Genomic DNA, 22,271 nt, shown 5'->3' on the forward strand with positions numbered 1-22,271 from the left:
GGTTCCCGGCCCTAACCATTTACAATGAAAAGTTTTGTTGACCCAAAAATGCCGGTGTGACACACAGATGTGTCACACCTCGGTGGCGCACTAAATCTGGTGGTAATTTTCTTAATTACCTCAATAGGTTGTGGGTGTTTTGGGTTCCCGTCCCCTACGGGACGCCATTCTCGAACAAAAGTAATAACTTCCCCCAGCGTGTTCGGGAGGTCGTTAAGTGCGGCTTTCGCCAGCACTCCTTTTGGACCGCTGACGCGGATTTCCTCTTTGCTGATAGTGACATTGTCGACGAACAGCTTGAGGTAGGCTTTGCGCATCTCCGGCGGCGCCTGCCACAATGCGGTGCGGATGGCGGTTGAGAGCTTGGCCAGTTTCGTCTCGGTGAGGCGCGGTTTTTGCGCCGGTTCGGTATTTGAGGCCGTGCTGATCTGGCTTTGCAGGCTGGCGCGCTTGGCCTTCAGCGCTTTGAGCCGCTCTGCCAGCGCCGGGTCGCCGACTTCCATCAGCCCGGCTTCGACCATGCCGACCAAGCGGTTGATGGCCCCCTCAGTTTCAGTGAGATCAGCTTTGAGTTGGCCAAGCTGCGTGCGGTGGGTCTGCGCCTCGGCCCTCGCCTGGTCGAGATAGCCTGAGACGAGGTCGAGCAGGCGGTCGGGGGCGAAGACTTGTTCAGTGAGGGTTGTCAGCACCGCGTCATCCACCTTGGGCATCGGCACGGCGCAGCCGCCGCAACGGGTCGGCCCCTTCTGGGCGCGGCCGGCGCAGGCGTAGTAGCGGTAGCCTTTCCCCGTGCGCAGCGTCATGCCGGCGCCGCAATGCGCGCAGGTGGCGATGCCGGTGAGCAGCGTCGGAGAATTGACGATCCGCGCGGCGGTCTTGCTTGGGGCGCGTTCAGCCAGCTGCTCCTGGACCGACTCCCAGGTCGCACGTGGAATGATCGCCGGGACTTCAACCGCGATCCACTCGGCCTGCGGCCGGATGGCGCCCGTCTTGGAATCGGAGACGTTGAAGTGGTGCCGCCCGGTGTAGGTCTCGCCGGTGAGGATACGATGCACGTTCGAAATCATGAAGGATTTACCGCGGAAGGTCACGCCCTCGGCATTCAGCTTCGCGGCAATGGCCTTGACGCCGTATTGCAGCCCCTCGATGCCGCGATAGAGGCCGAAGATGCGCCGGACGATGGCAGCTTCCGTCTCGCAGATCGCCAGCTTCTTTTTTATCTTGTCGCCGCGCCGTTCGGCTTCAACGGCTTCATAGCCAAAGGGAGAGCGCGCACCGTTCCAGAAACCCTGGCGCGCATTTTCCTTCATGGCGCGCGATGTGTGCTTGGCGTTCTCCCGGGAGTGGTGCGCATCAACGGCGGTGAGGACGGCTTCCACCAGCTCCCCTGTGGGGTCGTCGTTCAGCGGCTGCGAGATGGACTGGATGGCGATCCCGGCCTTTTTCAGCGCCTGCTTGGCGATGGCGTATGCCAGATTATCGCGGGCGAAGCGGCTGAAGCTGTGGACCAGAATAACGTCAAACGGCCGGGGCTGGGATTTGGCGTCGCTGAGCATCTCCGAGAAGATCGGGCGGGTTTCGTCGGTGCCGGAGGCGCCGGGCTCAATGTACTGACGCACCAATTCATGGCCCAGGCGTTGGCACCAGGTCACAGCCTGGCGGATCTGATCGGGGATGGAGAGGTCGGCCTCGGCCTGGCGCGCTGTGGACACCCGCGCGTAGACGGCTACGCGCAGCGCCGCTGACAGCGGTTGGGGTGGGACTTTGGCAGCGTGGCGCATCAGTCTGGCTCCGCGAGGATTTGGTCGATCAGCTTCCCGAAGCAGGCGGCAAATAGCGCCCGCTCGGACTCTGTGACGGGGAGCTGAGTATCATCGAGACGAGGCGTTGGAGCAAGCGTTGATCTGGGATCGGCGGGGAAATTCTGGCGGGCTGGCGCGGACTTGCGGGCCATTTTGTGTCTCCGAATGGTGAGACACGCCAAGGAGGACAGCTTGGTCGCCTGCGAAAATTACAGATCGAATTCAAAACTAAAATTCATAAGTAATTGATATTTATTAATATTGACAAGGCGACCAAGCTGTCACTGCGCCTCATTCAGATTCCGCTTTGGGCCATGAACGCCAAACGCCCCGTCCGCAGGAAGCGGGACGGGGCGTGGCGTCATAGGGGTGGGAGGGGCGGAAGCTCTGGCACGACCTCGCGCAGTTGATTGAGCAACTCCGTGATGTCCTGGGCCACCGCCTCTAATCCACAGTCAATGCGGAGGAAGCCGGACAGAAGGTTGATCTTCGCCGCTTGATTGCGTGCTGGATCGTTAGGCTCGACATGCCGCTCATAGAATTCCTGAGTCGCTGTCCTGACGAAAGTGAATGACCGGGCAAAGCGTTCAGCCGCGACCTGAATCGCAGCACTTCCGCGCACGGAAGCCGGCGTAGACGGTGTACGATCAGGCATGCCGAGCAACTCGCTGATCGGCAGGTTCAAATGCCGGGCAAGAGCCAGGTAAGTCTGAACGGACAACATTTCGCTGTGTCCATTCTTCAAATTATAGAGCCGGTTGGCACTCTCGAGTTCGCATTTTTCGGCGATCTCCTTCAGATTGAGGCCTGTTCTGTCAAGTGCGGCGAAGAGCGCGGTTTTAAGGCGCTTTGTCTCGGCGGCATTATTGACAGTTCGCATTTTGCGGGTGCGCGTTGGCGCAGCAGGCCGAACCTCACGGTTCGCGCCCGGTTGGCTGTCTTTAGTCATATAAAATGTCCTGTAAAAAATATTCCGAATTTGGCCGAGCGATGATTTTTCGGGCGGCAGATCGGACGCGCTTGCGTTGGCGACCAAAGTCGCTAGCACCTCGGCTTAGCCGGAATGGATGATGATCTGCCCCATATAAATAGGATATCGTAACGGATTTGTCAAGAATAATATGCTGATAATAAAAGATTATTTTAGCAGCGCGGCGGGTTTTTGAGAGACTCTGAAGCAGCACAATAACCCCGGCATCGGTTCAAGTTGATTTGGTCCCCATTCCACCGAACTCAAAATGGAGTAGGCTTCCCCCAATAGGAACGGGTTGACCGCTCGTTTTGAAAATATCAGATAAGGACTTTTAAAATGCGTTGGTTAAACTTTGTTCTCCCGGCCCTCGCCGCCTGTGGCTTAAGCGCCTGCACCACCATGCAGCCGCAGGATTTTGCCGGCGGCTCTCCCACCATGGCGCTCAATGATTATTTCCCTGGCCATTCCACCGCCTATGGCATCTTCATCGATCGTTTTGGCAATGTGCGGAACCAATTCAACGTCGATTGCCATGGCAGTTGGGACGGCACGACCATGACCCTGCAGGAACATTTCACTTATATCGGTGGTGCCAACGGCCAACCAACCAGCCGCACCTGGCATTTCCATAAAACCGGACCGCAAAGCTGGGAAGGAACCGCAGGCGATGTGATCGGTGTTGCCACAGGCGAGCAGGACGGCAATGCGTTTCATATGACCTACGTGACCGAGCTTCATACGGGTGCCAGCACTCACAGGGTTTCAGTCAGCGATTGGATGTTCCGTGAAGGCCCCGGCGTGGTGATCAATCACACCACCATCAGCAAACTCGGGGTTACCTTGGGCGATGTGCAGATCGCGTTTGTACATGATTAAACTGACCGACTCGTCATCTACATTGCTGCAACGCTCGATGCGGAAACCAATTTAAGCTTCGGGTCGCTGATCTCAATAAAATGAAGCAGATTAAAACATCGTCGGCTGAAAGCACATAACATTGTGTTTTCAGCCAGAGCGCCTGCCGAAGGCGCGCTCCGCAATGTGGCGCGTGCGCTCACGCTCATCTCGCAAGTTTGCTTGCAATTTACGCGCGGCGTCAGCTTGGTGGGCGCGGCGATAATGGGCGGCGACGACACCTTCGGTGATCCCCAAAACGACAGCGGCCAGACCGGGATTGCTCGGGTCGGCTTCCGCGAGCGTGGAGGCGAAGGCATCTCGGGCAATGTGCGGGCCGAAACTGTGGCTAAATTCGCGCAATGAGGCGCGGAACACCATCGTCTCGATCGAACGGTCGGTAAACGCGCCGCCATCTCCATTTCCCCAGACAGCGTCGGTTCGTGCCGGATCCAGCAGGCGCGGCCGGATTTCCGCGAGATAGCGATCGAAGAAGGCGGTCAATTCCGGCGGCAGGCTATACTCGATCTCACGTTTATTCTTAACGATTGCACTTTGCAGCCGCACCCAAAACTCGCCGTTCTGGCGATATAGGTTCTTACCGAGACGCATTTGGGCGAGTGCACCGACCCGCGGCGCCCGGCTGGCCAGCAGGGTGATGATGAGCCCGTTACGAAAATCACGGCAGAATTGCAGGCTCTCCTTGGAAGACGATGGCCACGTCTCAGGTTCTGGTGCATGCATGAGCCGCATGCCCCACTGAAACAACTCCACGGCGCTTGGGATAAACGGCTTTTCCTTGGGCTCCGCCGGAAAGAGCGTGTCCAGCGCGCAGCCGTCCGGCCGCATCAGCCAATCAAATTCTTGCGCCGGCACCATAATACGCAGCGCCGTGCGCAGGTGGAACAGCCGAGCCTTGATTGTGTTGTCTTTATTGTTTTCAGCGCGCAGAGCATCAAAAAATGTGGCAACGGTGTCGTAGGTGACCCGGTCGCCCGGATTGAGTTCCGGGTTGAGCGGCCCTTGCGCCGCCAGTACGGCAAGGAAGCGGCCGTAGCCCTTCCAAGCGAGCTCAATAGATTTTGGCCGCAGTGTCTCGGCGTGCCGCCGGCGGCGGCGCAGCCCGGAGGCCGGGGTGGTCCCGTTGTCCCACAGCGCTTTGTCATGCGGCGGCCAGTCGGAAACGCGCAGCACCATGGTTTCCGATGGGGGCTTCTTGGCCATCAGCCGCGCCCTACCGCTTTGCGCCGCCGCGGCCGGTGGAACGCCCCCAGGGCCAGCATCTTCGTTTGCTGCCGATCCTGCGTCAGCACGGCGTTCACATGCCGTGCGGCGGCATCCTGTTCGAGTCCGCAATAGAAGCGGCGCGTCGTCTCGGGGTTCTTGTGTCCCAGAATCTGCGCGGCGATTTCATACGCGCCGGGGTTTGCCCGTAAGTATTGTCAAACAGCGTTGAATAGTTTCCAGGTAACAGCGCCCAAAAGTTTCCAGTTCATCTTACCGCAGATCTCCGCCGGTAAACGCCAGAAAGAGGGGGCGTTCCACACCATCAACTTTGCACGCGATTTTACACGCTGTTACCTGGAAACTATTCAACGCTGTTTGACATTCCACCCCAACAATTCTCAGTGGCACTCAACAATCACTCCTATGAAATAGTTTGGGCCTTCTCTGGGATATTCAATGTTTCAATCTCAAAATTAAGTGCTTTTGATGAGGTCTGCTGCTTTTTCGCCGATCATCAGGCTGGCGGCGTTGGTGTTGGCGCTGACAATGGTGGGCATGATTGACGCGTCGGCCACGCGCAGCCCTTCCACCCCGCGTACACGCAATTGCGGGTCCACGACACTGAGATTGCTCTGTCCCATGGCGCAGGTGCCAACGGGGTGATGGGTGATGCCGAGCAGGTCCCGGATGGAGACGTTCAGTTGCTCGTCGGTTTGCGCGTGGGCGCCGGGGAGCATTTCCTCTTTCACCAGGCTTTTTTGCGGCTCCGTCGCGAAGAGTTTGCGGGCGAGGCGGATGCCGTCGCGTAGCACGGTGTAGTCGCGTGCGTCGGAGAGCAGATTGAGGCGGATTTTGGGTGAGGCCGCCGGGTTGGCGCTGCGGAGGGTAACCTCCCCGCGGCTATAGGGGCGGAGCTGGCAGACGGTGGTGTAGAAGCAGTGGATTTGAGGTTTGGTGAAATAGGGAAACCACAAATTCGCGTCAATGCGCGTGGGGGTGAAGAGGAGCTGGATGTCGGGGGCCGGGATGTCTGGTTGCGTTTTTAAAAGTAGAATCCCTGAACAAACTTGAGAGGCGAAGGGACCCTTGCCGAAGAGGGCCCAGTTGAGGACGGAAATGGCGGCGCGGTCCCAGCGCAGCTGGTTGATGAAGGTGAATGGGCCAGAGGCCGCGTATTGCAGCGGCATGCGCGGGTGTTCCTGCAAATTCTTGCCAACGCCTGGGAGATCGATAATGGGGGTGATGCCTTGCGCGCGGAGCTCTTCGGCCGGGCCGGCGCCGGAGAGGAGGAGGATTTTCGGCGAATTATAGGCGCCGGCGGAGAGGATGATTTCCGCGTTGGCGGTGTGGCGGAAGGTTTGACCGTCTTTCACGAATTCGACGGCCCTGGCGCGGCGGTTTTCAATGACAAGGCGCGTAATGGTGGCTTTGTCGATGACGCGGAGATTGGGGCGGTTGAGATTGGGGCGGATATAGGCGCGCGCGGATGAGGACCGGCGGCCGCGAGAGTCGATGGCGACCTGGGCTTCGGCGAAACCTTCATTGAGGGCGCCGTCGTAATCATTCGAGGTATTGTAGCCGAGTGCTATGGCCGCTGCGTGGATTTCGGCGGTGAAGATATCCTTGTTGACGACGCGGTTTACCTGCACGGGGCCACCGGCACCATGGAAGGGGCCCTGGCCAAGCCAGCTATTTTCAGATTTTCTGAAATAGGGGAGGACATCGTCGTACCCCCAGCCGGTGGCGTCAAATTCGTCGCGCCATCGGTCGAAATCCCAGCGGTTGCCGCGGATATGGATCATGCCATTTATGGAGGAGCCACCGCCGAGTACCTTGCCGCGCGGCAGCGAGATGGTGCGGTTGTTCAGGTTTGGTTCTGATTCGGACAGATATTGCCAGGTGAGATCGGGATTTTTGAGCGCCTGGAGGAACCCGGGCGGCATGTGTAAGTATGGGTGGTTATCGTAGCCACCGGCTTCCAGCAGCACGACCTTGTTGCGTGAATCCTCGGAGAGGCGGGCAGCGATGGCACAGCCGGCCGTGCCGGCGCCGATGACGACGTAGTCCGGGTTTTCCATGAAATTGGTATCCTTATGGCTGACCAGGAACTGAGAGGCGCGGGCCGGGGCGGTTTTGCGGCGTTGGGAGCACGCTTTATCTCCTTACGTCTAATTGTATATTTTTTGTGTTGTCTGGCATACCACATGTGCTAATTAGAATGCAAGGTGGCGCATCTTATGCCTGAGAGGGGCGCTTCAGGAGGATTCCGGAGTCGGCCCGTGAAGAGAACGGGTGTCCTCCGCCGTTTTGGTGATGCCCGCCTCGATGGCGGCGACGCAGCTTTTGAGGGAGTCCAGGTGCTTTTCAGCAATTTCCTCCGGCGTGCTGGCGCGCCTGAAGAAGACGATGTTCACCGCGCCGACGACACGGTCCTTGCCTTTTATAGGCAGGGCGATGGCGCTGATATGGCCCTCAGACCCACCGACGGACCAAGTATAGCCGCGCTGGTGGAAGTCTTCGAGCAGGGAGTCGATGTTGCGGGGCGCGGGGCGGCCGAGGGAAGACTCAGTGATCTGCAAAATCATTTCGCGTTCCGAATCCGTGGCGCCGGCGAGCACTGCGCGGCCGAGGGCACTGCTGAAAAGCGTGCGGCGGCGCCCGACCATGTTGCGGTGCACCGAAAGGCTGCTGAATCTGTGAGTGGTTTCCTGAATCAGCATGGTGCCGCGGTCGAAAGTGGCGTAGTCGCTCGGCCATTGCACCTTGAGCAGCATCTTGCCGAGTTCGACCCCGGCGAGCCAGAGAACCTGATCGGTTTCGATGAAGCCGTCGGACAGGCGGCGGGTGTCGCGCAGGAGGTAGAAGCTGTCTTCCGCCGGGCTGCGGCCAACGAGCCCTTGGGCGGCGAGCGTGTGGAGCAGCCGGTAAGTTGTGGTGCGGTCTATTCCGGTGGCCTTGGAGAGCTGGGCGGGCGTGGCACGGCCGATTTTGTTCAGCTCGAACAGAATTTCAAGTCCGCGCTCAAGCGCGCGTACAGTTTTGTATGTTCCCTCCATGGGGGCAAAACTGTGCACTTAATGCACAAATCTGTCAAACTGGTTGCGCTGGTATACCACAAAGCTTATTCGGGGCCGAAATCCCGGAGTTTTACGGGCAGGAAAACAAGAATTGCGTCTTAGAAGTTGGAAAAAATGAGTCATCAGGCGGATATTGCCGATCTAGTCGTTGTTGGCGCCGGCCCCGTAGGGCTGCTACTGGCCAATTATGTGGCGGGGCATGATTTGAAGGTTGTGGTCGTCGAGCGGCTGCCGCAGCTCATCGATTATCCGCGCGGTGTGGGTATGGATGACGAGTGCCTGCGCGCCTTTCAGGCTGCGGGGCTGGCGGAGGCGGTACTGCCGCACACGACGCCGGACCAGTGGATGCGGTTCGTGAACGGGCGCGGTACGGTGTTCGCTTCCATCGAACCGAAGACGCGGGTTTTCGGCTGGCCACGCCGCAACGCGTTCATCCAGCCGTTGGTAGACAAGGTTCTGGCCGAGGGACTTGGGCGTTACCCGAGCGCGCAATTATTGCTGGGCCATACGGTGAACGCCTTCACGCAGGATAACGACGGCGTGGACATTGAAGCAGAGGATGCGAATGGCGCGAAGCGGACGATTCGCGCGCGCTATGTGGTGGGTTGCGACGGCGGGCGCAGTTTGGTGCGCAAGGCGCTTGATATTTCCTTCGAGGGCAACACGGATTCCAACCGCTGGATTGTCGTTGATCTGGCCAACGATCCGTCCGGCTCACCGAATGCGTATCTGCATGCCAATCCAGCACGGCCGTTTGTTTCCATCGCGTTGCCGCATGGTGTGCGGCGCTATGAGTTCTTGCTGTTTCCGGGTGAGGGGCAGGGAGATGATGTGCCGCGCGAGATTCTGGAGTCCATGATGGCGAAAGTCGTGCCGGATCCTAAGAATATCGATCTGATCCGCGCGCGCGTTTATACGCATAATGCGCGGTTGGCCTCGACCTTCCGCAAGGGGCGCGTGCTGTTGGCAGGCGATGCCGCGCACATTATGCCGGTGTGGCAGGGACAAGGCTATAACAGCGGGATTCGTGACGCGGCGAATTTGGGCTGGAAGCTCGTGAGCGTGCTGACGGGCATTGCCGGCGGCGGCCTGCTCGATACGTATGAATCCGAGCGCCGCCCCCATGCGGCGGCGATGATCAAACTCTCCGAGACCGTGGGCAAGATACTGGCCGTACGCAACCCGGTCGGCGTGGCGGTGCGCGATACGATGATCTGGATCGCCAATCTGTTCCCGCCGGTGAAGCGCTATTTCCTGGAAATGCGCTTCAAGCCGATGCCGCGCTACGAACGGGGGGTGGTGACATTCGGCGGGGTGCAGAACGGCAAGGCAAGCGCGGTCGGGCGCATGTTCATCCAACCGATGGTAACGAAAGCCTCCGGCGAGACGGTGAAGCTCGACGATGTCATCGGCGTCAAGTTTGCGCTGATTTGTTGGGGTAGCCGGCCGGACAGGTGGATGTCCGCCGGGACGGTCAGGATTCTTGAGCGGATCGGCACAGAAATTATTTGCGCCGTGCCCATGGTGCAGCAAGCGCATGAAGTGCCGCTTTATAACGGGATCACAGTTCTTGGCGACAAGAGCGGCGATCTGAAGGAGTGGTTTGGCCAGCATGACGAGGCCGTTGTGTTGCTGCGGCCCGATCGGTTCGTTGCCGGTGCCTGCGCGCCGCAGCGTATCGATGCGATGGTGGCCGAGGTTGCCGAGACGATGAGCTATTTGCAGCCCTTGCCAGGCGCGGCGGCAGCCGTCCCGCGCGTAGCCGTAGTGAACAGAGCCTGAGCCTGGGGATGCGAACGGCGCGCTCCCGCCAAGGAACGGCAAGAATGGCGGGAGTGTGCATGAGTAGGGGTTTTTCTAAGCAAAATAAGGGGAGAGTTGATATGTCTGCAGATACCAAGAATTCCGCTGCTTCATCCGGGCGGTGGCACCTTTTGCGAGGCGGTTCAGCTTGCATGGCGAGTCTGGCCGGTGCCGGCCTCGTCATGCTGGCGCCTTCGCTCGGCCATGCGTACCAGCTTTACAGTAATAACGGGCTGGAGGTCAGCCTGGATACGACGCTGGAATATTCAAATGCGTTCCGCGTTAATTCGCCATCGAAAAGTATTCTCAATAATGCCAACGAGAATGACGGAGACCAGAATTTCCAGCATGGCATGGTCTCCAATACGTTTAGCGTTGTACCATCGCTAAACGTGACGGATGGAAATTTCGGCATGCGCGTGAGCGCATCGGCGTTCATCGACACGATGTACTTGCAGAGCAACCAGAATCAGTCGCCTCTGACGTTGAATAACTATAACAAGAACAACCAGAAGTTTGCCTCGGGCACTGTGGCGTCGGACGGGCGCTATGCCGAGCTTCTGGACGCCTATGCCTATGGTTCACATTCTTTTAATAGTGATGGAAGCAACACTGTCACCCTGAAGGTTGGGCGCCAAGTGTTGATGTGGGGGCAGAGTCTGTTCTTTGCGGGTAACGGCATCGCTGGTGCCATGTCGCCGATCAACGTGAACAACGCGGTAACGCTGGCGAACCCGCAAGCGCAGCAGATATTCGCACCTGTGGGGCAAGCGGTATTGACATGGCAGCCTAACAACTGGCTGACCCTGCAGGGGTATTACCAGTTCCAGTGGCAGCCAAGCCTTCTACCTGGTTCTGGCAGCTATTTTTGGAATGTGGACTTGTTGGGGGGTGGTTCGCAGCGGATTGTTGTTGTACCGGGTGTGTATTTCGGGCGTGGCGCGGACTTGTCACCACCGCAGGAGAATGGGCAGTTTGGTGTTTCAGCGCAGTTCCAGATCGGCAATTATGACTGGGGTTTGTATGGGCTACGTTTTGACGCGAAGACCCCACAAATCTACCTGCTACCTGGCACGGGCGTAAATCTGGCCACGGGGACGGTCGGAACGTACCGTGTCGCTTATCAGCGCGACATCCAGGTTTACGGCACCAGCCTTTCGACCACTGTGGGGCCGGTCAATGTCGCGGGCGAAATCTCGGGGCGCATTCACCAGGACCTGGTAAGCAACCCGCCGGTGATGATGCCCGGTATGAATGAAAACTCGAATCCGGGCTGGGCCTATGGCGATACGCTGCACGGGCAGGTTTCGGCGCTATATATCACCCCCGGTTTGCCGCTGATGCCTGGCGGTGCAGCGGTGGTAGGGGAAATTGAGTATAACCACGTTCTGACCGTCCACAATAAGGTCATGCTGCAAAGGGACCGCACGCCGAGCGCCGTCGGTTTTGATATTGCCATAACGCCGACCTATTACAACGTGCTCCCCAACACGAACCTGAACATTCCGCTGGGATTCCAGTGGTTCCCGGCCGGCCGATCGGAGTTTGACACGACCATGAACCCGGGCACGGGAACGCTGAACGTCGGTGTGCAAATGGTGTATAACGCGGTTTGGCAGGCTGGATTGACCTATCAGGATTATCTCGGATCCAAGAGTTTACGCGCCAATGGCTCTTCGAAGCAACCACTCGCGGATCGTGGAAATATTTCTTTCTACATTCAGCGGACCTTCTAAAAAAGTAAGTCCAACCAAAGAAAAGAGATGAGGACAATAATGAAGAGAAGATATTTCGGCCTTCTGGCCGCCAGCAGCGCAATCGCCCTGAAAGCCGCGTGTCCGGCGAGGGCGGCAGCACCGCGGAATGCAGATTTACTCAAATCCACTCTGACGCCGTTGGGGGCGGAGAAGGCGGGCAATGCCGACGGCAGCATCCCGCCCTGGACTGGCGGCTTTACAGCCCCCGCCGACTGGACGCCGAGCAGCCGGTCGATCCCGGATTTTTTCGCGGCCGATCAAAAGCTCTTGAGTATAGATTCCAGCAACTTCCAACAATATCAGGATGTTATCTCTCCTGGCGTGGCGGCGCTAATTAGGAAATATGGGTACAGCGTTGATATATATCCCACTCACCGTACCGCCTGCGCACCGCAGTGGGTATACGATAACACCGCACAGAACTGTTTGAATGCGCAGCCTAATTCCAAAGGTGCACGCTACGGCTTTACCGGAGCGTATGGCGGCATTCCATTTCCCATTCCAGACGAGGGTGAAAATCAGGGTGCAGAGATCATTTGGAACCATATATGCCGCTGGTTCGGCGTTTACTATAACGGTATCTTCTCGGCTTTCCTTGTCAGTAACGGGCAGGTCGAACTGACGCAGACTATCAAGGTTAATGAAACTAACACCTATTACTTGCCGAGTGGGAGTGTGGCAAGCTATGATGGGTTTCTTGCCAAAATTCGCGTTCACGTCACTGCGCCGCCGACCTCAGAGGGCGAACAATTCGTGGAGTATGACTCTACAAACCCGCTGCAGTTGCCGCAGGAAGCGTGGCAGCTGTTGCCTGGACAAGGGCGCGTCCGCAAGGCACCAGAGTTGCAGTTTGACACACCGGACGCTCTATCGGGAGGCGTAGGTAACTGGGACGATCAATTCGGTTTCACAGGCTCACCCATCAAGTATGACTGGAAGGTGCTGGGCAAGAAGGAGATGTATGTTCCCTACAATAACAATGCGCAGTATCTGCAAAGTCCGGCGGTGATCCTGCAAAAGAACTTCGTAAATCCGCAATACACGCGCTGGGAAAAGCATCGGGTATGGGTGCTGGATGCGACCTTGGCGCCGGGCCAGCGCCATGTGGTGCCGCACCGCCGGATGTATGTGGACGAGGATACTTGGACTATAACAGTGGAGGAGCAATACGACGCACAGGGCAATCTATGGAAGGTGGTGACCAATTTCAATCAGGTATGCCCGCAAGTGCCAGGGACATTGTTCGGGAAGACTGCCATTTACGATCTGCAGACGGACCAGTACGTGTTGGATTCCGGACCGTGGACGGATCTCATCTATGGTGGAGATTTGGATTTCAACGCCAATCCCGCGAACGATTTCAACCCGAATATGATGGCGGCTGAATCGCAGTTCTGATCGTTTCTGTTGGAAACATGAGAGGTGTGCCTGGGCAATAATACTTAGGCACACCACGGAAGTATTGAGAGTTAATGGATAGATGAATATGGCGGCTCGAGTGCAGAAAATAGGGGCGGTATGTATATACCTTGCCGGTGCCTTGGCCCCGGGAATGGTGCGAGCCTCGACTGATGTTTTGGCCCTGGATGAACCTGCGATCCATGTGTTGAAGCCTAGTGGCGTGTTCCTAGACGCGCTCGATAATGCCGGCGACCGGATTGTCGCCGGCGGCGAGCATGGTGTTATCATCTATTCAAATAATGACGGTGTGAGTTGGACTCAGGCGAGCGTGCCGGTAGATGTTACGGTTACCGGATTTGCCTTTGCTGACGGGCAACATGGCTGGGCAGTCGGTAATTCCGGTGTGATCCTCGCCACGAGCGACGGCGGCAAAGATTGGACCATTCAGTTGAATGGATTTCAGGCGGACCAATTGATGATGCAGGCGGCGCAACAGGCGGTGGCGGACAATAACCCCTCTGTGGGCACGCCGATGGCGGTGGATCGGGCGCAGCATCTGCAGGAGCGTGGCGCTTCGACACCGTTTCTTTGTGCACTGGCGCTGAGCCCGCGGGATGTGATCGCCTTCGGCGCTTATCGCATGACGATGCGCAGCGATAATGGCGGCGCTACATGGCAGGATGCAAGCCTGGATGTCGGGGATTCGCTTAGCCATAATCTGTATGGCGCTGCAGTAATTGGCGGTGATATCTACGTGGTCGGGGAAACCGGTCTGGTGTTCCGCTCAAGCGACAGCGCGAAGAGTTTTCCGCAGGTGGCAAAGGCGGCGAACGCAACACTGTTCGGCGTTACGGGAACGGCGAAAGGCAATGTGGTAGCGTACGGCGTGGCCGGCACCCTGGTGCGCAGCATCGACAGGGGGCAGAGTTGGTCGCAGATTGCGATGCCAGGCACGGCAGATTTAACGGATGGTATTCTGCTGTCTTCGGGAAATCTACTGATTACCGGCGCGGATGGTGGCGTGTATGAGAGTGCGGATGACGGCATGACTTATCAGGCCGCGAACCGCCATATGCCGATGGCGGTGTTCGCCGTGGCTCAGGCGGCTGATGGCAGGCTCGTGTTCGCGGGCAGCCGGGGAATTATGACCGGGAACATTCAGCAACTCGGTCTGAAATGATTCAGGTGCGGTCTGAATTGGGGAGTGCGTACAGTGGCGGGTGTGATTGACAGCCAGGTGCCGGTAATTGCCGACATCGCGAATTTCGATATGCGTTCAGGGAGCTTTCTGGAGCGGCTACTATTCAACAACAGGCCTGTCGTTCTGCTATTGTGCCTGGTGATGACGGTCTTCATGGGGGTGGAAGCAGGCCACGTGCAACTGAACGCAAGCTTCAACAAGATGATCCCTGCGCACCAGCCCTTCATCGTTAATTACTTTGAGCATTATAATCTGTTGCAAGGGCAGGGTAACGCGGTACGGATCGCAGTGGAGGCGAATGACGGGACGGTTCTGAATGCGCAATATCTAAGCACACTGCAAAAACTGAGCGACGAGGTGTATCTGCTGCCCGGCGTGGACCGGCCCTATATGAGTTCGCTATGGACGCCGAACACGCGCTGGACGACGGTGACGCCGGAGGGGTTAAGTGGCGGTGCGGTGATCGATCAGAACTATGACGGCAGCAAGGCCTCTCTTGCGGTCGTGGGACAGCATATTCAGGAGACGGGGCAGATCGGGCAGTTGGTAAGCCCGGATTTCAAGTCCAGTATGATCTATGTGCCGTTGCTTGAGAAGAACAATATCACGGGTAAGGCGTTAGATTATGGCGATCTGGCACGGCAGCTTAATGCGTTGCGCGTGAAATATGCGGCTGAGGGCGTGACGCTACATATCACCGGCTTTGCCATGATCGTGGGCGATCTGATCAACGGCATCAACAAGGTGCTGGATTTCTTCGCGCTTTCCGTCGTCATCGCGGTGGCGATGCTCTATTGGTATACGCGGTGCGTGCGCTCCACACTGCTGGTCGTATGCGCGTCGCTTGTGGCGGTGACGTGGCAGCTCGGGTTCGTGCCGCTGCTGGGCTTTTCGCTCAACCCGTATTCGGTGCTGGTGCCGTTTCTCGTGTTCGCCATAGGCATGAGCCATGGCGCGCAAAAGATGAACGGTGTGATGCAGGATATTGGGCGCGGTACGCATCCGCTGGTGGCGGCGCGTTATACATTCCGCCGGTTGTTCCTTGCGGGCTTTGCTGCGCTGACATGCGATATGCTGAGTTTCGCGGTGCTGTTGACCATCAGGATCGATGCAATTCGGGAGTTGGCGCTGATCGCCTCCATCGGTGTGGGGGGGCTGATCTTTACGAATCTGATCATGCTGCCGATTCTGTTGAGCTATACCGGAGTAAGCAAGAAGGCTGCGTTGCGCAATATGCGTACAGATTCAGACGATCCCGCCGTGGCGGATGCGCATCTGATTTGGCGTTTTCTGGATCTGTTCACGCGGCCTGGTTACGCGGCAGCGGCCATCGGGGTTGCGGCAGGCATTGCCGGCGGGAGCTGGTATGTGGGGCGGGGCTTGCAGATCGGTGATCTTTCAACGGGCGCGCCGGAATTCCGCCCTCAATCACAATACAATATGGATAGCGCCTATACGACGAGCCATTATGTGATTGGCAGCGACATGTTCGTGATCATGGTGGATACGCAGCCTTATCAGTGTGCGTCTTATGCTGTGGTGTCCAAGCTTGATGACCTGGAGTGGCGGTTGCAGCAATTGCCGCAGGTGCTGTCGACCTCGTCGATCGCCTCGGAGTCCCGGCTGATTGCAACGATGCTCGCGGAAGGGTCGCCGAAATGGTATGATATCAGCTCGTACCAGCGTTCGCTCAATGATGATTCGCGGTATGTGCCGCCGAATCTGGCGAACGAATCATGCACTTTCGCGCCGATTTTCGTGGCGTTGACGGACCATAAGTCGAAGAGCCTGAACCAGGTCGTCGATTTGGTGGACAATTTCATTAACGATCCGAAAAATTCTGTACAAGGCATGAAGATCACGCTTGCCGGCGGCAGCGCCGGTATCGAGGCGGCGACGAACATGGTGATCAAGGCAGCGAATGATCAGATGTTGTATTTGGTCTATGCTTCGGTCATCTTGTTCTGCTTCATTACGTTCCGCTCCTGGCGGGCAGTGCTGTGCGCCATTCTGCCTTTGGTGTTCACCTCGCTGGTGGGGCAAGCGCTGATGGTATGGCTGCATATTGGGATCAAGGTGGCGACGCTGCCGGTGATTGCGCTTGGCGTTGGCATCGGTGTGGACTACGCCCTTTACGTGCTCAGCATCATGCTCAAGCATATGCGCGACGGGGAGAGTCTGTCGCTCGCTTATCATCGAACGCTATTGTTTACCGGGAGGGTGGTGCTGCTGACGGGCTTTACGCTGGCCGCGGGCGTGGCGACCTGGGTGCTGGCGCCGATTCAGTTTCAGGCGGATATGGGGCTTCTACTTTCCTTCATGTTCCTGTGCAACATGATGGGGGCGTTGATCCTGGTGCCGTCGCTTGCATGTTTCCTGCTGCCGCCTTCCATGTTCATGGCACAGGCGGACCGAGTGGCGCGGGCGGGCAAAGCGGATAATGGCTATACGCTGCAGCGGAACCGGCCGCCATGTCCAGGAGAATAAGCAGAGGGCGAACGGGGAATAAAAAAGCCGGTGGAAATTCCACCGGCTTTTTGTTTGAGCTGCCGTCCGGCTACGATGGCAGGGCGATTTGGTAGGCGGCGAAGCTAGAACCTTCCTCCGCTAATTTTTTCAACAGAGGGGCGGGCTGCCACCAAAAACCAAGTTGAGCGTGGAAGCGTTGAATGTCAGCATAGACGTTCTTCAGGCCGATCTGGTCGGCATAGTACATTGGGCCGCCGCGCTTGGCGGGGAAGCCGTAGCCGGTGACATAGACGATGTCGATGTCGCTGGGGCGGAGCGCCACCTTGTGTTCCAGCAGCTTTGCACCTTCGTTGATCATACCGTAGAGGCAGCGCTTGATTATCTCCTCTTCGGAGATTTCGCGGCGCGCGATACCGATTTCAGCGGAATAGTCGATGACGATCTGCTCCAGTTCAGGATCGCGTTCCGGGGTGCGGCTGCCGGACTCGTATTTGTACCAGCCTTTGCCTGTCTTCTGGCCGAGGCGGCCGAGGTCACACAGGCGGATGATGAGGTCGTTCCAGCGGCGGTCCGTGGGGCGGGTCGCCATTTGGGCCTTGCGGGTTTGCAGGCCGACATCGTTTCCGCCGAGGTCATGCACGGCGAAGATGCCCATGGCGTAGCCAAAATCGGTGAGGGCCTTGTCCACCTGGTAGGGCAGCGCACCTTCCTCGACGAGGAAATGCGCTTCGCGCGCGTAGTTGCGGAACAGCGCGTTGCCGATGAAGCCGGGATAGACGCGTGCCAGAACGGCGGATTTGCCAAGGCGGGGGCCGAGCTGCATGAGTGTGGCGATAACGTCCGACGCGGTTTTTTCCGCTCGTACGACTTCCAGAAGCCGCATCACATGCGCGGGGCTGAAGAAATGCGCCCCCGCGACATCGGCGGGACGGCTGCTAACGGCGGCGATGGCGTCCACATCCAGCCCGGAGGTGTTGGTGGCGAGGATCGCACCGGGCTTGGCGAGCTTGTCCAACTCACGGAAGATGTTCTGCTTGAGGCTAATATCCTCGAACACGGCCTCGATGATCAGATCGGCGTCCACTACGGCCGCGAGGCCCACGGCGCCGGTGATGCGCACCAGGCGCTCGGCCATGGCCTCCTGCGTGAGGCGGCCGCGCTTGACGCTGCTTTGGTAATTGTCCTTCATGCGCGCGAGGCCGCGATTGAGCGCGGCCTCGTCAACATCGATGAGCGTGACGGCAATGCCCGCGTTGGCAAAAGACATGGCGATGCCGCTGCCCATGGTGCCGGCGCCGATGATGGCGGCCTTGTCGACCGGGCGGGGGACGACATCGGCGCCGATGCCGGGGATTTTCGCGGTTTCGCCTTCGGCGAATTTGAGATAGGCGGCGGAATCGCGCTGTTGAATGGCGGTCATGCTTGTCTGGCCTTATTTCTTGGTGAGCAGCGGCGCGGCGCGGCCTTCTACGAAGTCGCGCAGACGGGATTCGGTTTCGGCTGTGCGGGCCATGTTAGAATTGAGATATTCCACGAAGAGCCCGTCCTCATGAGAGAAATCATTGATGCGCGGGAGCAGGTTGGTGATGCGCCAGTTGGTGTCATAGGTATTGCATGCGATGATTGCCGCCAGCTCCATGGCCTTTTCCAACGCTTGGCCGGCGGGCACAACATAGCGCACGATATGTTCGCGCTCGCCCTCCTGGATGTTGAGGATGCGGCCTGTGAGCATCATATCCGCCATCACGGAGTAGCCAATGACGCGCTGGATGCGGACCGTGCCGCCGCCGCCCACGAAGATGCCGCGCTGGCCTTCTGGCAAGCCGAAGTATGCTGTCTCGTCGCCGACACGGATATGTGCCGCCATTGCCAGCTCCAGCCCGCCGCCTACGACCGCGCCATGCAGTGCGGCGACGAAGGGGATGGGGCCGCGGGCGATGATGTCGAACACTTCGTGCCAGGAATGGCGCTTGCGCTTGCGCGCGGGCTGTGTTCCGGCACCGGCACGGGACAAGGCCTCACGCAGATCGAGACCAGAGCAGAAATTGCTGCCATGGCCGAAGAGGATACCAGTATCGGCCTCCTCGCCGGCGCGGATCACGGCCTCACGCAATGCGTTGATCACATCCTCATTGATGGCATTGCGCTTTTCGGGGCGGTTCAGGCCGATCAGGGCGATCTTGCCTTCCAGTTCATAGGTTACGAGTTTGGTCATAGAATTCTCCATTAGAAACGCGAAGGCCGGCGGGTTGTCCGCCGGCCCGATTGGTCAAAGGTCGAGAACCAGGTGGCTTCCAACTTTGGCGCGCGAGATACAAGCCTGCATCACATCCCCTTTCGCATAGTCGTTCGCCGACAGGAATGTATCGCGGTGGTCGATCTCACCATACAGCACGGGAACGGAGCAAAGCCCACAATAGCCGGAGCGGCAGTCATACAGCATGTTCACGCCATTTTCTTCCAGCGTTTGCAGCAGGGATTTATCGGCCGGAACGGTGAAAGTTCTGCCGGAGGATTTCAGTTCCACATCGAACGGCTGATCACCGTCCCGCGCGGTCGCTTCCGTGAAGAGTTCGAAATGAATATCCGCCTTCGCCCAGCCGAGACCTTCGGCGATCTCGATGGTCGCGTTGATCATGCCTTTCGGCCCGCAAACATAGATCGGCTGGCTGGGGTTGTGGGTTTTGAGAAGGGCCGCGATGTCGAGGCGTGTGGCGGGATCGTCGTCGGCGTGCAAATGAAGCCGGCCGTCGAAACGGGATTTTAGCACATCCGTAAAGGCGAGCTGGCCAGCATTGCGGCCGGTGTAATGGAAATCGAACCCGAATTTCAGGCGCGCAAGCTCGGACGCCATGGAGATGATGGGCGTGACACCGATGCCGCCGCCGAGCAACAGGCTGCCTGGGTGCGGGTTAAGCGTAAAATTATTGGCTGGCGGGCGGGTGTTCACCACATCGCCAGCCTTGAAGTTGCGATGGACGTGCAGCGACCCGCCGCGCCCCTCATCTTCCCGGCGGATAGCGACGAGATATTCACGGGCGGGCGTGGCCGTATCCAGCGCGGGATCGAAATTAATCAGAGAATAGGAGCGCCAGTTGCCGCCGGAGACGTTGGCACTGGCGGGCAGCTCGATCTGGATATGAGCGCCGGGCGAAAAGCCTGGAAGCGTGGAACCCTCGGCAGATACCAGACGAACGAGCTTGATTAAGTCCGTTGCGGATTCGACGTAAGCGATCCGCAACGGGAGTGTGTGTGGTTGCATTTGAAGACTCGTTCGTTAGTTTGCGGCCACTAGGCTTTGCCAATGTTCATCCGCCGCCAGCACGCCGCCGATGGATACGGCTTTGGAATAGTCGAGCAGAGGGTTGCCGGCGAAGGTGGGAACCTTGCCCTCCATGAACTCGCGCACCGAACGCAGAAGCTGCTGGCGCACACGAAGCACCGCGCCGTCTGCCGCGCAGAGCTGCTCGGTCGTGCGGTCGGCAATGCGGCCCTGGCCGATGAACATGGCGAAGTCCTCGGTGCCCAGGTGCTGCGGAAATCCCGTGGCATGGCCGCGCTTCATCAAGTCTCGGTTCTGGCCCCAGTTGTTTTCCTTATTGCCTGGCGGCAGGGGCGGGTAATTCCATACATCCGGTGTGGCGGACATGATGGTCATCCCGAGCGGCCGGTGCGGGTTGAAATGTACGAACCAGGCACGGTGCGTGACATCGTCCACCGGCGTAGAAAAGAACACCGTGCTGGGGCCTTTGGCATCCGGCGCGCAGATGATGCCGTACCATGGCATGACAAAGTTGTTGACACGCGCATAGATTTTTCCGTCCGGTAAATCGCGCAGGGCGGCATAGCGGTAGCCATAGGGCTGGTCCTCGAATTCCAACTTCGGGGCCAGCGCAACATTCATGTGCATGCGCTCGTTGCCGCCGCCAGCCGTGATCTGCGTGGTGGATTCGTGTAACACGCCGACATGTGAGGAATCCATTGAAGCCTCAACGCCCTGCACCCAGTTGGTCGGAACTTCCGTGCTCGTGACCGAGCGTTGCGAGACCGGCAGGCTCGTGAATGGCAGGTCCGGGAATTTTGGTGCGGTCTCGCCTTTGCCGAGCCACACCCAGACGATGCCGCCGGCCTCGCGCACGGTGTATTTGTTCACGCGCACGTTCTTGCAGAAGCGCTCCTGGTCGCCGGAATGGTTCGGCGCTTCGACAACTGCGCCGCTGGTGTTTACCTTCCAGCCATGGAAGATGCAGCGCAGTCCGTTATTCTCGTTGCGGCCGAGCAGCATCGACGTCTTGCGGTGCGGGCACTGCTCGTCGACGATGCCCACGCTACCATCCGTGGCGCGGAAGGCGGCATAGGAGGTGCCGAGAAGCTTGACGTGAACGGGTGCGCCGTCCGCTTCGAGCTTCACTGAGGGAACAGCGGGAAGCCAGTAGTGCTGCCGGATCATTTCGCCCATCGGCGCACCGTTCTCGACGCGCGTCAGCAGCTCGTTGTCCTCGCGGGTCATCGCCATTATAGAAACTCCTTCAGGGTCGGGTTGAGACTTCGCAAAATGCGCGGGTATAGACGCGCTTGCAATTGCATTCAAAGATGTTCTTCTTCTGTGCGGCCGTGAGCCACTCGATGCTTTCGATTACCGGCTTCATGTCGTCATAGTCCCGGCCGGTGATAGGGTCGCGGGCGGAGCCAGTGCCCGGTTTCTCGGTGCCGAACATGACATTATCGGTCCCTGCGACGCGCAACAGCAGCTCGATTGCATCCTTGGAGTAGTTGCAAGTATCAAAATGCAGCATTTTAAGCTTTTCATCGAAGCTCACCGTCTCGCCCTTGCGAACGCTCCAGGAACGGAAACGGCCCATTTGATAAGGAATGGCGCCGCCGCCATGGGCGACAATGATCTTAAGGTCAGGAAAGGTCTCGAAAACCTTAGAGTCGAGGAGCGAGATGATGGCGATGCTCTCCTCGTTGATGAATTTCAGCGTGTAGGACTCCCGCGCCGAGCAGCTGCCGGCGGAGTGGATGAGGCCGGGGACATCGAGCGCGGTCATTGCCTCGTAAAGCGGGTACCAGAACGGGTCTCCCAGGCCCGCCGGGGTGCCTTCGCTTTCGGTGGGGTCCGGGTTGATGAGGCAGCCGATGAAGCCCAGTTCGTTTACGCTGCGCTTCAGCTCCGCGACCACACGGACCTCGGGCGATTCGGTCATGAACTGCGGCAGGCCGGCCACACCGCGGAAGCGGTCGGGGAATAGGGCCACGTAGCGGGCAATGATGTTGTTGCAGTGCTGGGACCATAGCTCGCTAACCCGGGGTGGCTTTACTGAATGCATTTGCAGGTAAGGGCGGGGAGAGATGAACTGGACGTCGGTGCCGACGCTGTCCATGCTGCGGACTAGTTCTTCCGCCACCTTCCGCACAGAGTCGTCGGAAATTCTGGGGGTAGTGGAGGGGTTGGCGCGCCCCCCGATGAGCTCTGCCATATACCGGAAGCTCTCCGGGGGCATGACAACATGGGCGTGGGAGTCGATGATCACGTGAAAACGTCCCTTAGTGTATGACCGAGGCGCCTTTGGGGGGGGGCCATCGGCTTTCTCCTCCGGTGCTTTGGTGCGATTAGACCTATGCGATATTCTGGCGCCGCAAATTGGTGCTGCGGCGCCAGAGGGG

17 protein-coding genes are annotated in these 22,271 nt (G+C 58.6%); 6 read left to right on the top strand and 11 right to left on the bottom strand.

Annotation, left to right across the window (positions count from 1 at the left end; genetic code table 11):
* Positions 1–11 precede the first annotated feature (11 nt).
* The 3 genes from QQJ84_RS08205 to QQJ84_RS08215 all read right to left on the bottom strand — a co-directional run bounded on the left by QQJ84_RS08205 (position 12) and on the right by QQJ84_RS08215 (position 2,838).
* Positions 12–1,781: a recombinase family protein gene (locus QQJ84_RS08205; protein WP_284257649.1), complete on the bottom strand. Its 1,770-nt coding sequence runs from the start codon at positions 1,779–1,781 to the stop codon at positions 12–14.
* Entirely contained in the window at positions 1,781–1,954 is a 174-nt protein-coding gene (locus tag QQJ84_RS08210; protein WP_284257650.1) for a hypothetical protein, read from the bottom strand. The genes QQJ84_RS08205 and QQJ84_RS08210 overlap by 1 nt, the downstream gene beginning before the upstream one ends.
* A 209-nt stretch (positions 1,955–2,163) precedes the next feature.
* The gene (locus QQJ84_RS08215) at positions 2,164–2,838 is read right to left on the bottom strand and encodes a helix-turn-helix transcriptional regulator (protein ID WP_284257651.1); all 675 of its coding nucleotides are present in this window, start codon (positions 2,836–2,838) and stop codon (positions 2,164–2,166) included.
* A gap of 273 nt (positions 2,839–3,111) precedes the next feature.
* Here QQJ84_RS08215 and QQJ84_RS08220 point away from each other — a divergent pair, with 273 nt between their 5' ends.
* Positions 3,112–3,651 (top strand): DUF3833 family protein, encoded by a 540-nt coding sequence (locus QQJ84_RS08220; RefSeq protein ID WP_284257652.1) that lies wholly within the window; start codon positions 3,112–3,114, stop codon positions 3,649–3,651.
* A 129-nt stretch (positions 3,652–3,780) separates the two neighbouring features.
* On the opposite strand, the gene QQJ84_RS08225 is transcribed toward QQJ84_RS08220, so the two are convergent.
* From QQJ84_RS08225 to QQJ84_RS08235, 3 genes are all read right to left on the bottom strand, one after another.
* A complete protein-coding gene (locus QQJ84_RS08225) occupies positions 3,781–4,893 on the bottom strand; it encodes a tyrosine-type recombinase/integrase (protein ID WP_284257653.1) in 1,113 nt (370 codons plus the stop codon).
* A gap of 476 nt (positions 4,894–5,369) precedes the next feature.
* Entirely contained in the window at positions 5,370–6,974 is a 1,605-nt protein-coding gene (locus QQJ84_RS08230) for a GMC family oxidoreductase (RefSeq protein ID WP_284257654.1), read from the bottom strand.
* 177 nt (positions 6,975–7,151) lie between these two features.
* On the bottom strand, positions 7,152–7,952 hold the full coding sequence (locus QQJ84_RS08235; RefSeq protein WP_284257655.1) for a helix-turn-helix domain-containing protein: 801 nt from the start codon (positions 7,950–7,952) through the stop codon (positions 7,152–7,154).
* Positions 7,953–8,087: 135 nt separating this feature from the next.
* Between QQJ84_RS08235 and QQJ84_RS08240 the strand changes: the two genes are divergently transcribed.
* From QQJ84_RS08240 to QQJ84_RS08260, 5 genes are all read left to right on the top strand, one after another.
* Complete coding sequence (locus tag QQJ84_RS08240; RefSeq protein ID WP_284257656.1) at positions 8,088–9,755, top strand: bifunctional 3-(3-hydroxy-phenyl)propionate/3-hydroxycinnamic acid hydroxylase; 1,668 nt, start codon at positions 8,088–8,090, stop codon at positions 9,753–9,755.
* Positions 9,756–9,856: 101 nt separating this feature from the next.
* The gene (locus tag QQJ84_RS08245; protein WP_284257658.1) at positions 9,857–11,512 is read left to right on the top strand and encodes a DUF1302 domain-containing protein; all 1,656 of its coding nucleotides are present in this window, start codon (positions 9,857–9,859) and stop codon (positions 11,510–11,512) included.
* 39 nt (positions 11,513–11,551) lie between these two features.
* The gene (locus QQJ84_RS08250; protein ID WP_284257659.1) at positions 11,552–12,931 is read left to right on the top strand and encodes a DUF1329 domain-containing protein; all 1,380 of its coding nucleotides are present in this window, start codon (positions 11,552–11,554) and stop codon (positions 12,929–12,931) included.
* Between the two features lie 82 nt (positions 12,932–13,013).
* Positions 13,014–14,114: a WD40/YVTN/BNR-like repeat-containing protein gene (locus QQJ84_RS08255; protein ID WP_284257660.1), complete on the top strand. Its 1,101-nt coding sequence runs from the start codon at positions 13,014–13,016 to the stop codon at positions 14,112–14,114.
* Between the two features lie 33 nt (positions 14,115–14,147).
* A complete protein-coding gene (locus QQJ84_RS08260; RefSeq protein ID WP_284257662.1) occupies positions 14,148–16,622 on the top strand; it encodes an efflux RND transporter permease subunit in 2,475 nt (824 codons plus the stop codon).
* 70 nt (positions 16,623–16,692) lie between these two features.
* On the opposite strand, the gene QQJ84_RS08265 is transcribed toward QQJ84_RS08260, so the two are convergent.
* Genes QQJ84_RS08265 through QQJ84_RS08285 form a run of 5 tightly spaced genes read right to left on the bottom strand, consistent with a single transcriptional unit; the run spans position 16,693 to position 22,138 of the window.
* A complete protein-coding gene (locus QQJ84_RS08265) occupies positions 16,693–18,024 on the bottom strand; it encodes a 3-hydroxyacyl-CoA dehydrogenase (RefSeq protein WP_284257663.1) in 1,332 nt (443 codons plus the stop codon).
* Positions 18,025–18,036: 12 nt separating this feature from the next.
* On the bottom strand, positions 18,037–18,819 hold the full coding sequence (locus tag QQJ84_RS08270) for a crotonase/enoyl-CoA hydratase family protein (RefSeq protein WP_284257664.1): 783 nt from the start codon (positions 18,817–18,819) through the stop codon (positions 18,037–18,039).
* A 54-nt stretch (positions 18,820–18,873) separates the two neighbouring features.
* Positions 18,874–19,845 carry a PDR/VanB family oxidoreductase gene (locus tag QQJ84_RS08275; protein WP_284257665.1) on the bottom strand — a complete coding sequence of 324 codons (972 nt, stop codon included), beginning with the start codon at positions 19,843–19,845 and terminating at the stop codon, positions 18,874–18,876.
* A 36-nt stretch (positions 19,846–19,881) separates the two neighbouring features.
* A complete protein-coding gene (locus tag QQJ84_RS08280) occupies positions 19,882–21,120 on the bottom strand; it encodes an aromatic ring-hydroxylating dioxygenase subunit alpha (RefSeq protein ID WP_284257666.1) in 1,239 nt (412 codons plus the stop codon).
* A gap of 13 nt (positions 21,121–21,133) precedes the next feature.
* Positions 21,134–22,138: an amidohydrolase family protein gene (locus tag QQJ84_RS08285; RefSeq protein ID WP_284257667.1), complete on the bottom strand. Its 1,005-nt coding sequence runs from the start codon at positions 22,136–22,138 to the stop codon at positions 21,134–21,136.
* Positions 22,139–22,271 lie beyond the last annotated feature (133 nt).

The organism is Acidocella aquatica, assembly GCF_030160635.1.
Taxonomy (GTDB): domain Bacteria; phylum Pseudomonadota; class Alphaproteobacteria; order Acetobacterales; family Acetobacteraceae; genus Acidocella; species Acidocella aquatica.

What these genes read in the sequence shown, in the direction of transcription:
- QQJ84_RS08270 (WP_284257664.1), bottom strand. Translation starts at nt 18,819, where the DNA reads ATGACCAAACTCGTAACCTATGAACTGGAAGGCAAGATCGCCCTGATC.
- QQJ84_RS08255 (WP_284257660.1), top strand. Translation starts at nt 13,014, where the DNA reads ATGAATATGGCGGCTCGAGTGCAGAAAATAGGGGCGGTATGTATATAC.
- QQJ84_RS08235 (WP_284257655.1), bottom strand. Translation starts at nt 7,952, where the DNA reads ATGGAGGGAACATACAAAACTGTACGCGCGCTTGAGCGCGGACTTGAA.
- QQJ84_RS08245 (WP_284257658.1), top strand. Translation starts at nt 9,857, where the DNA reads ATGTCTGCAGATACCAAGAATTCCGCTGCTTCATCCGGGCGGTGGCAC.
- QQJ84_RS08230 (WP_284257654.1), bottom strand. Translation starts at nt 6,974, where the DNA reads ATGGAAAACCCGGACTACGTCGTCATCGGCGCCGGCACGGCCGGCTGT.
- QQJ84_RS08205 (WP_284257649.1), bottom strand. Translation starts at nt 1,781, where the DNA reads ATGCGCCACGCTGCCAAAGTCCCACCCCAACCGCTGTCAGCGGCGCTG.
- QQJ84_RS08265 (WP_284257663.1), bottom strand. Translation starts at nt 18,024, where the DNA reads ATGACCGCCATTCAACAGCGCGATTCCGCCGCCTATCTCAAATTCGCC.
- QQJ84_RS08240 (WP_284257656.1), top strand. Translation starts at nt 8,088, where the DNA reads ATGAGTCATCAGGCGGATATTGCCGATCTAGTCGTTGTTGGCGCCGGC.
- QQJ84_RS08225 (WP_284257653.1), bottom strand. Translation starts at nt 4,893, where the DNA reads ATGGCCAAGAAGCCCCCATCGGAAACCATGGTGCTGCGCGTTTCCGAC.
- QQJ84_RS08210 (WP_284257650.1), bottom strand. Translation starts at nt 1,954, where the DNA reads ATGGCCCGCAAGTCCGCGCCAGCCCGCCAGAATTTCCCCGCCGATCCC.
- QQJ84_RS08250 (WP_284257659.1), top strand. Translation starts at nt 11,552, where the DNA reads ATGAAGAGAAGATATTTCGGCCTTCTGGCCGCCAGCAGCGCAATCGCC.
- QQJ84_RS08280 (WP_284257666.1), bottom strand. Translation starts at nt 21,120, where the DNA reads ATGGCGATGACCCGCGAGGACAACGAGCTGCTGACGCGCGTCGAGAAC.
- QQJ84_RS08220 (WP_284257652.1), top strand. Translation starts at nt 3,112, where the DNA reads ATGCGTTGGTTAAACTTTGTTCTCCCGGCCCTCGCCGCCTGTGGCTTA.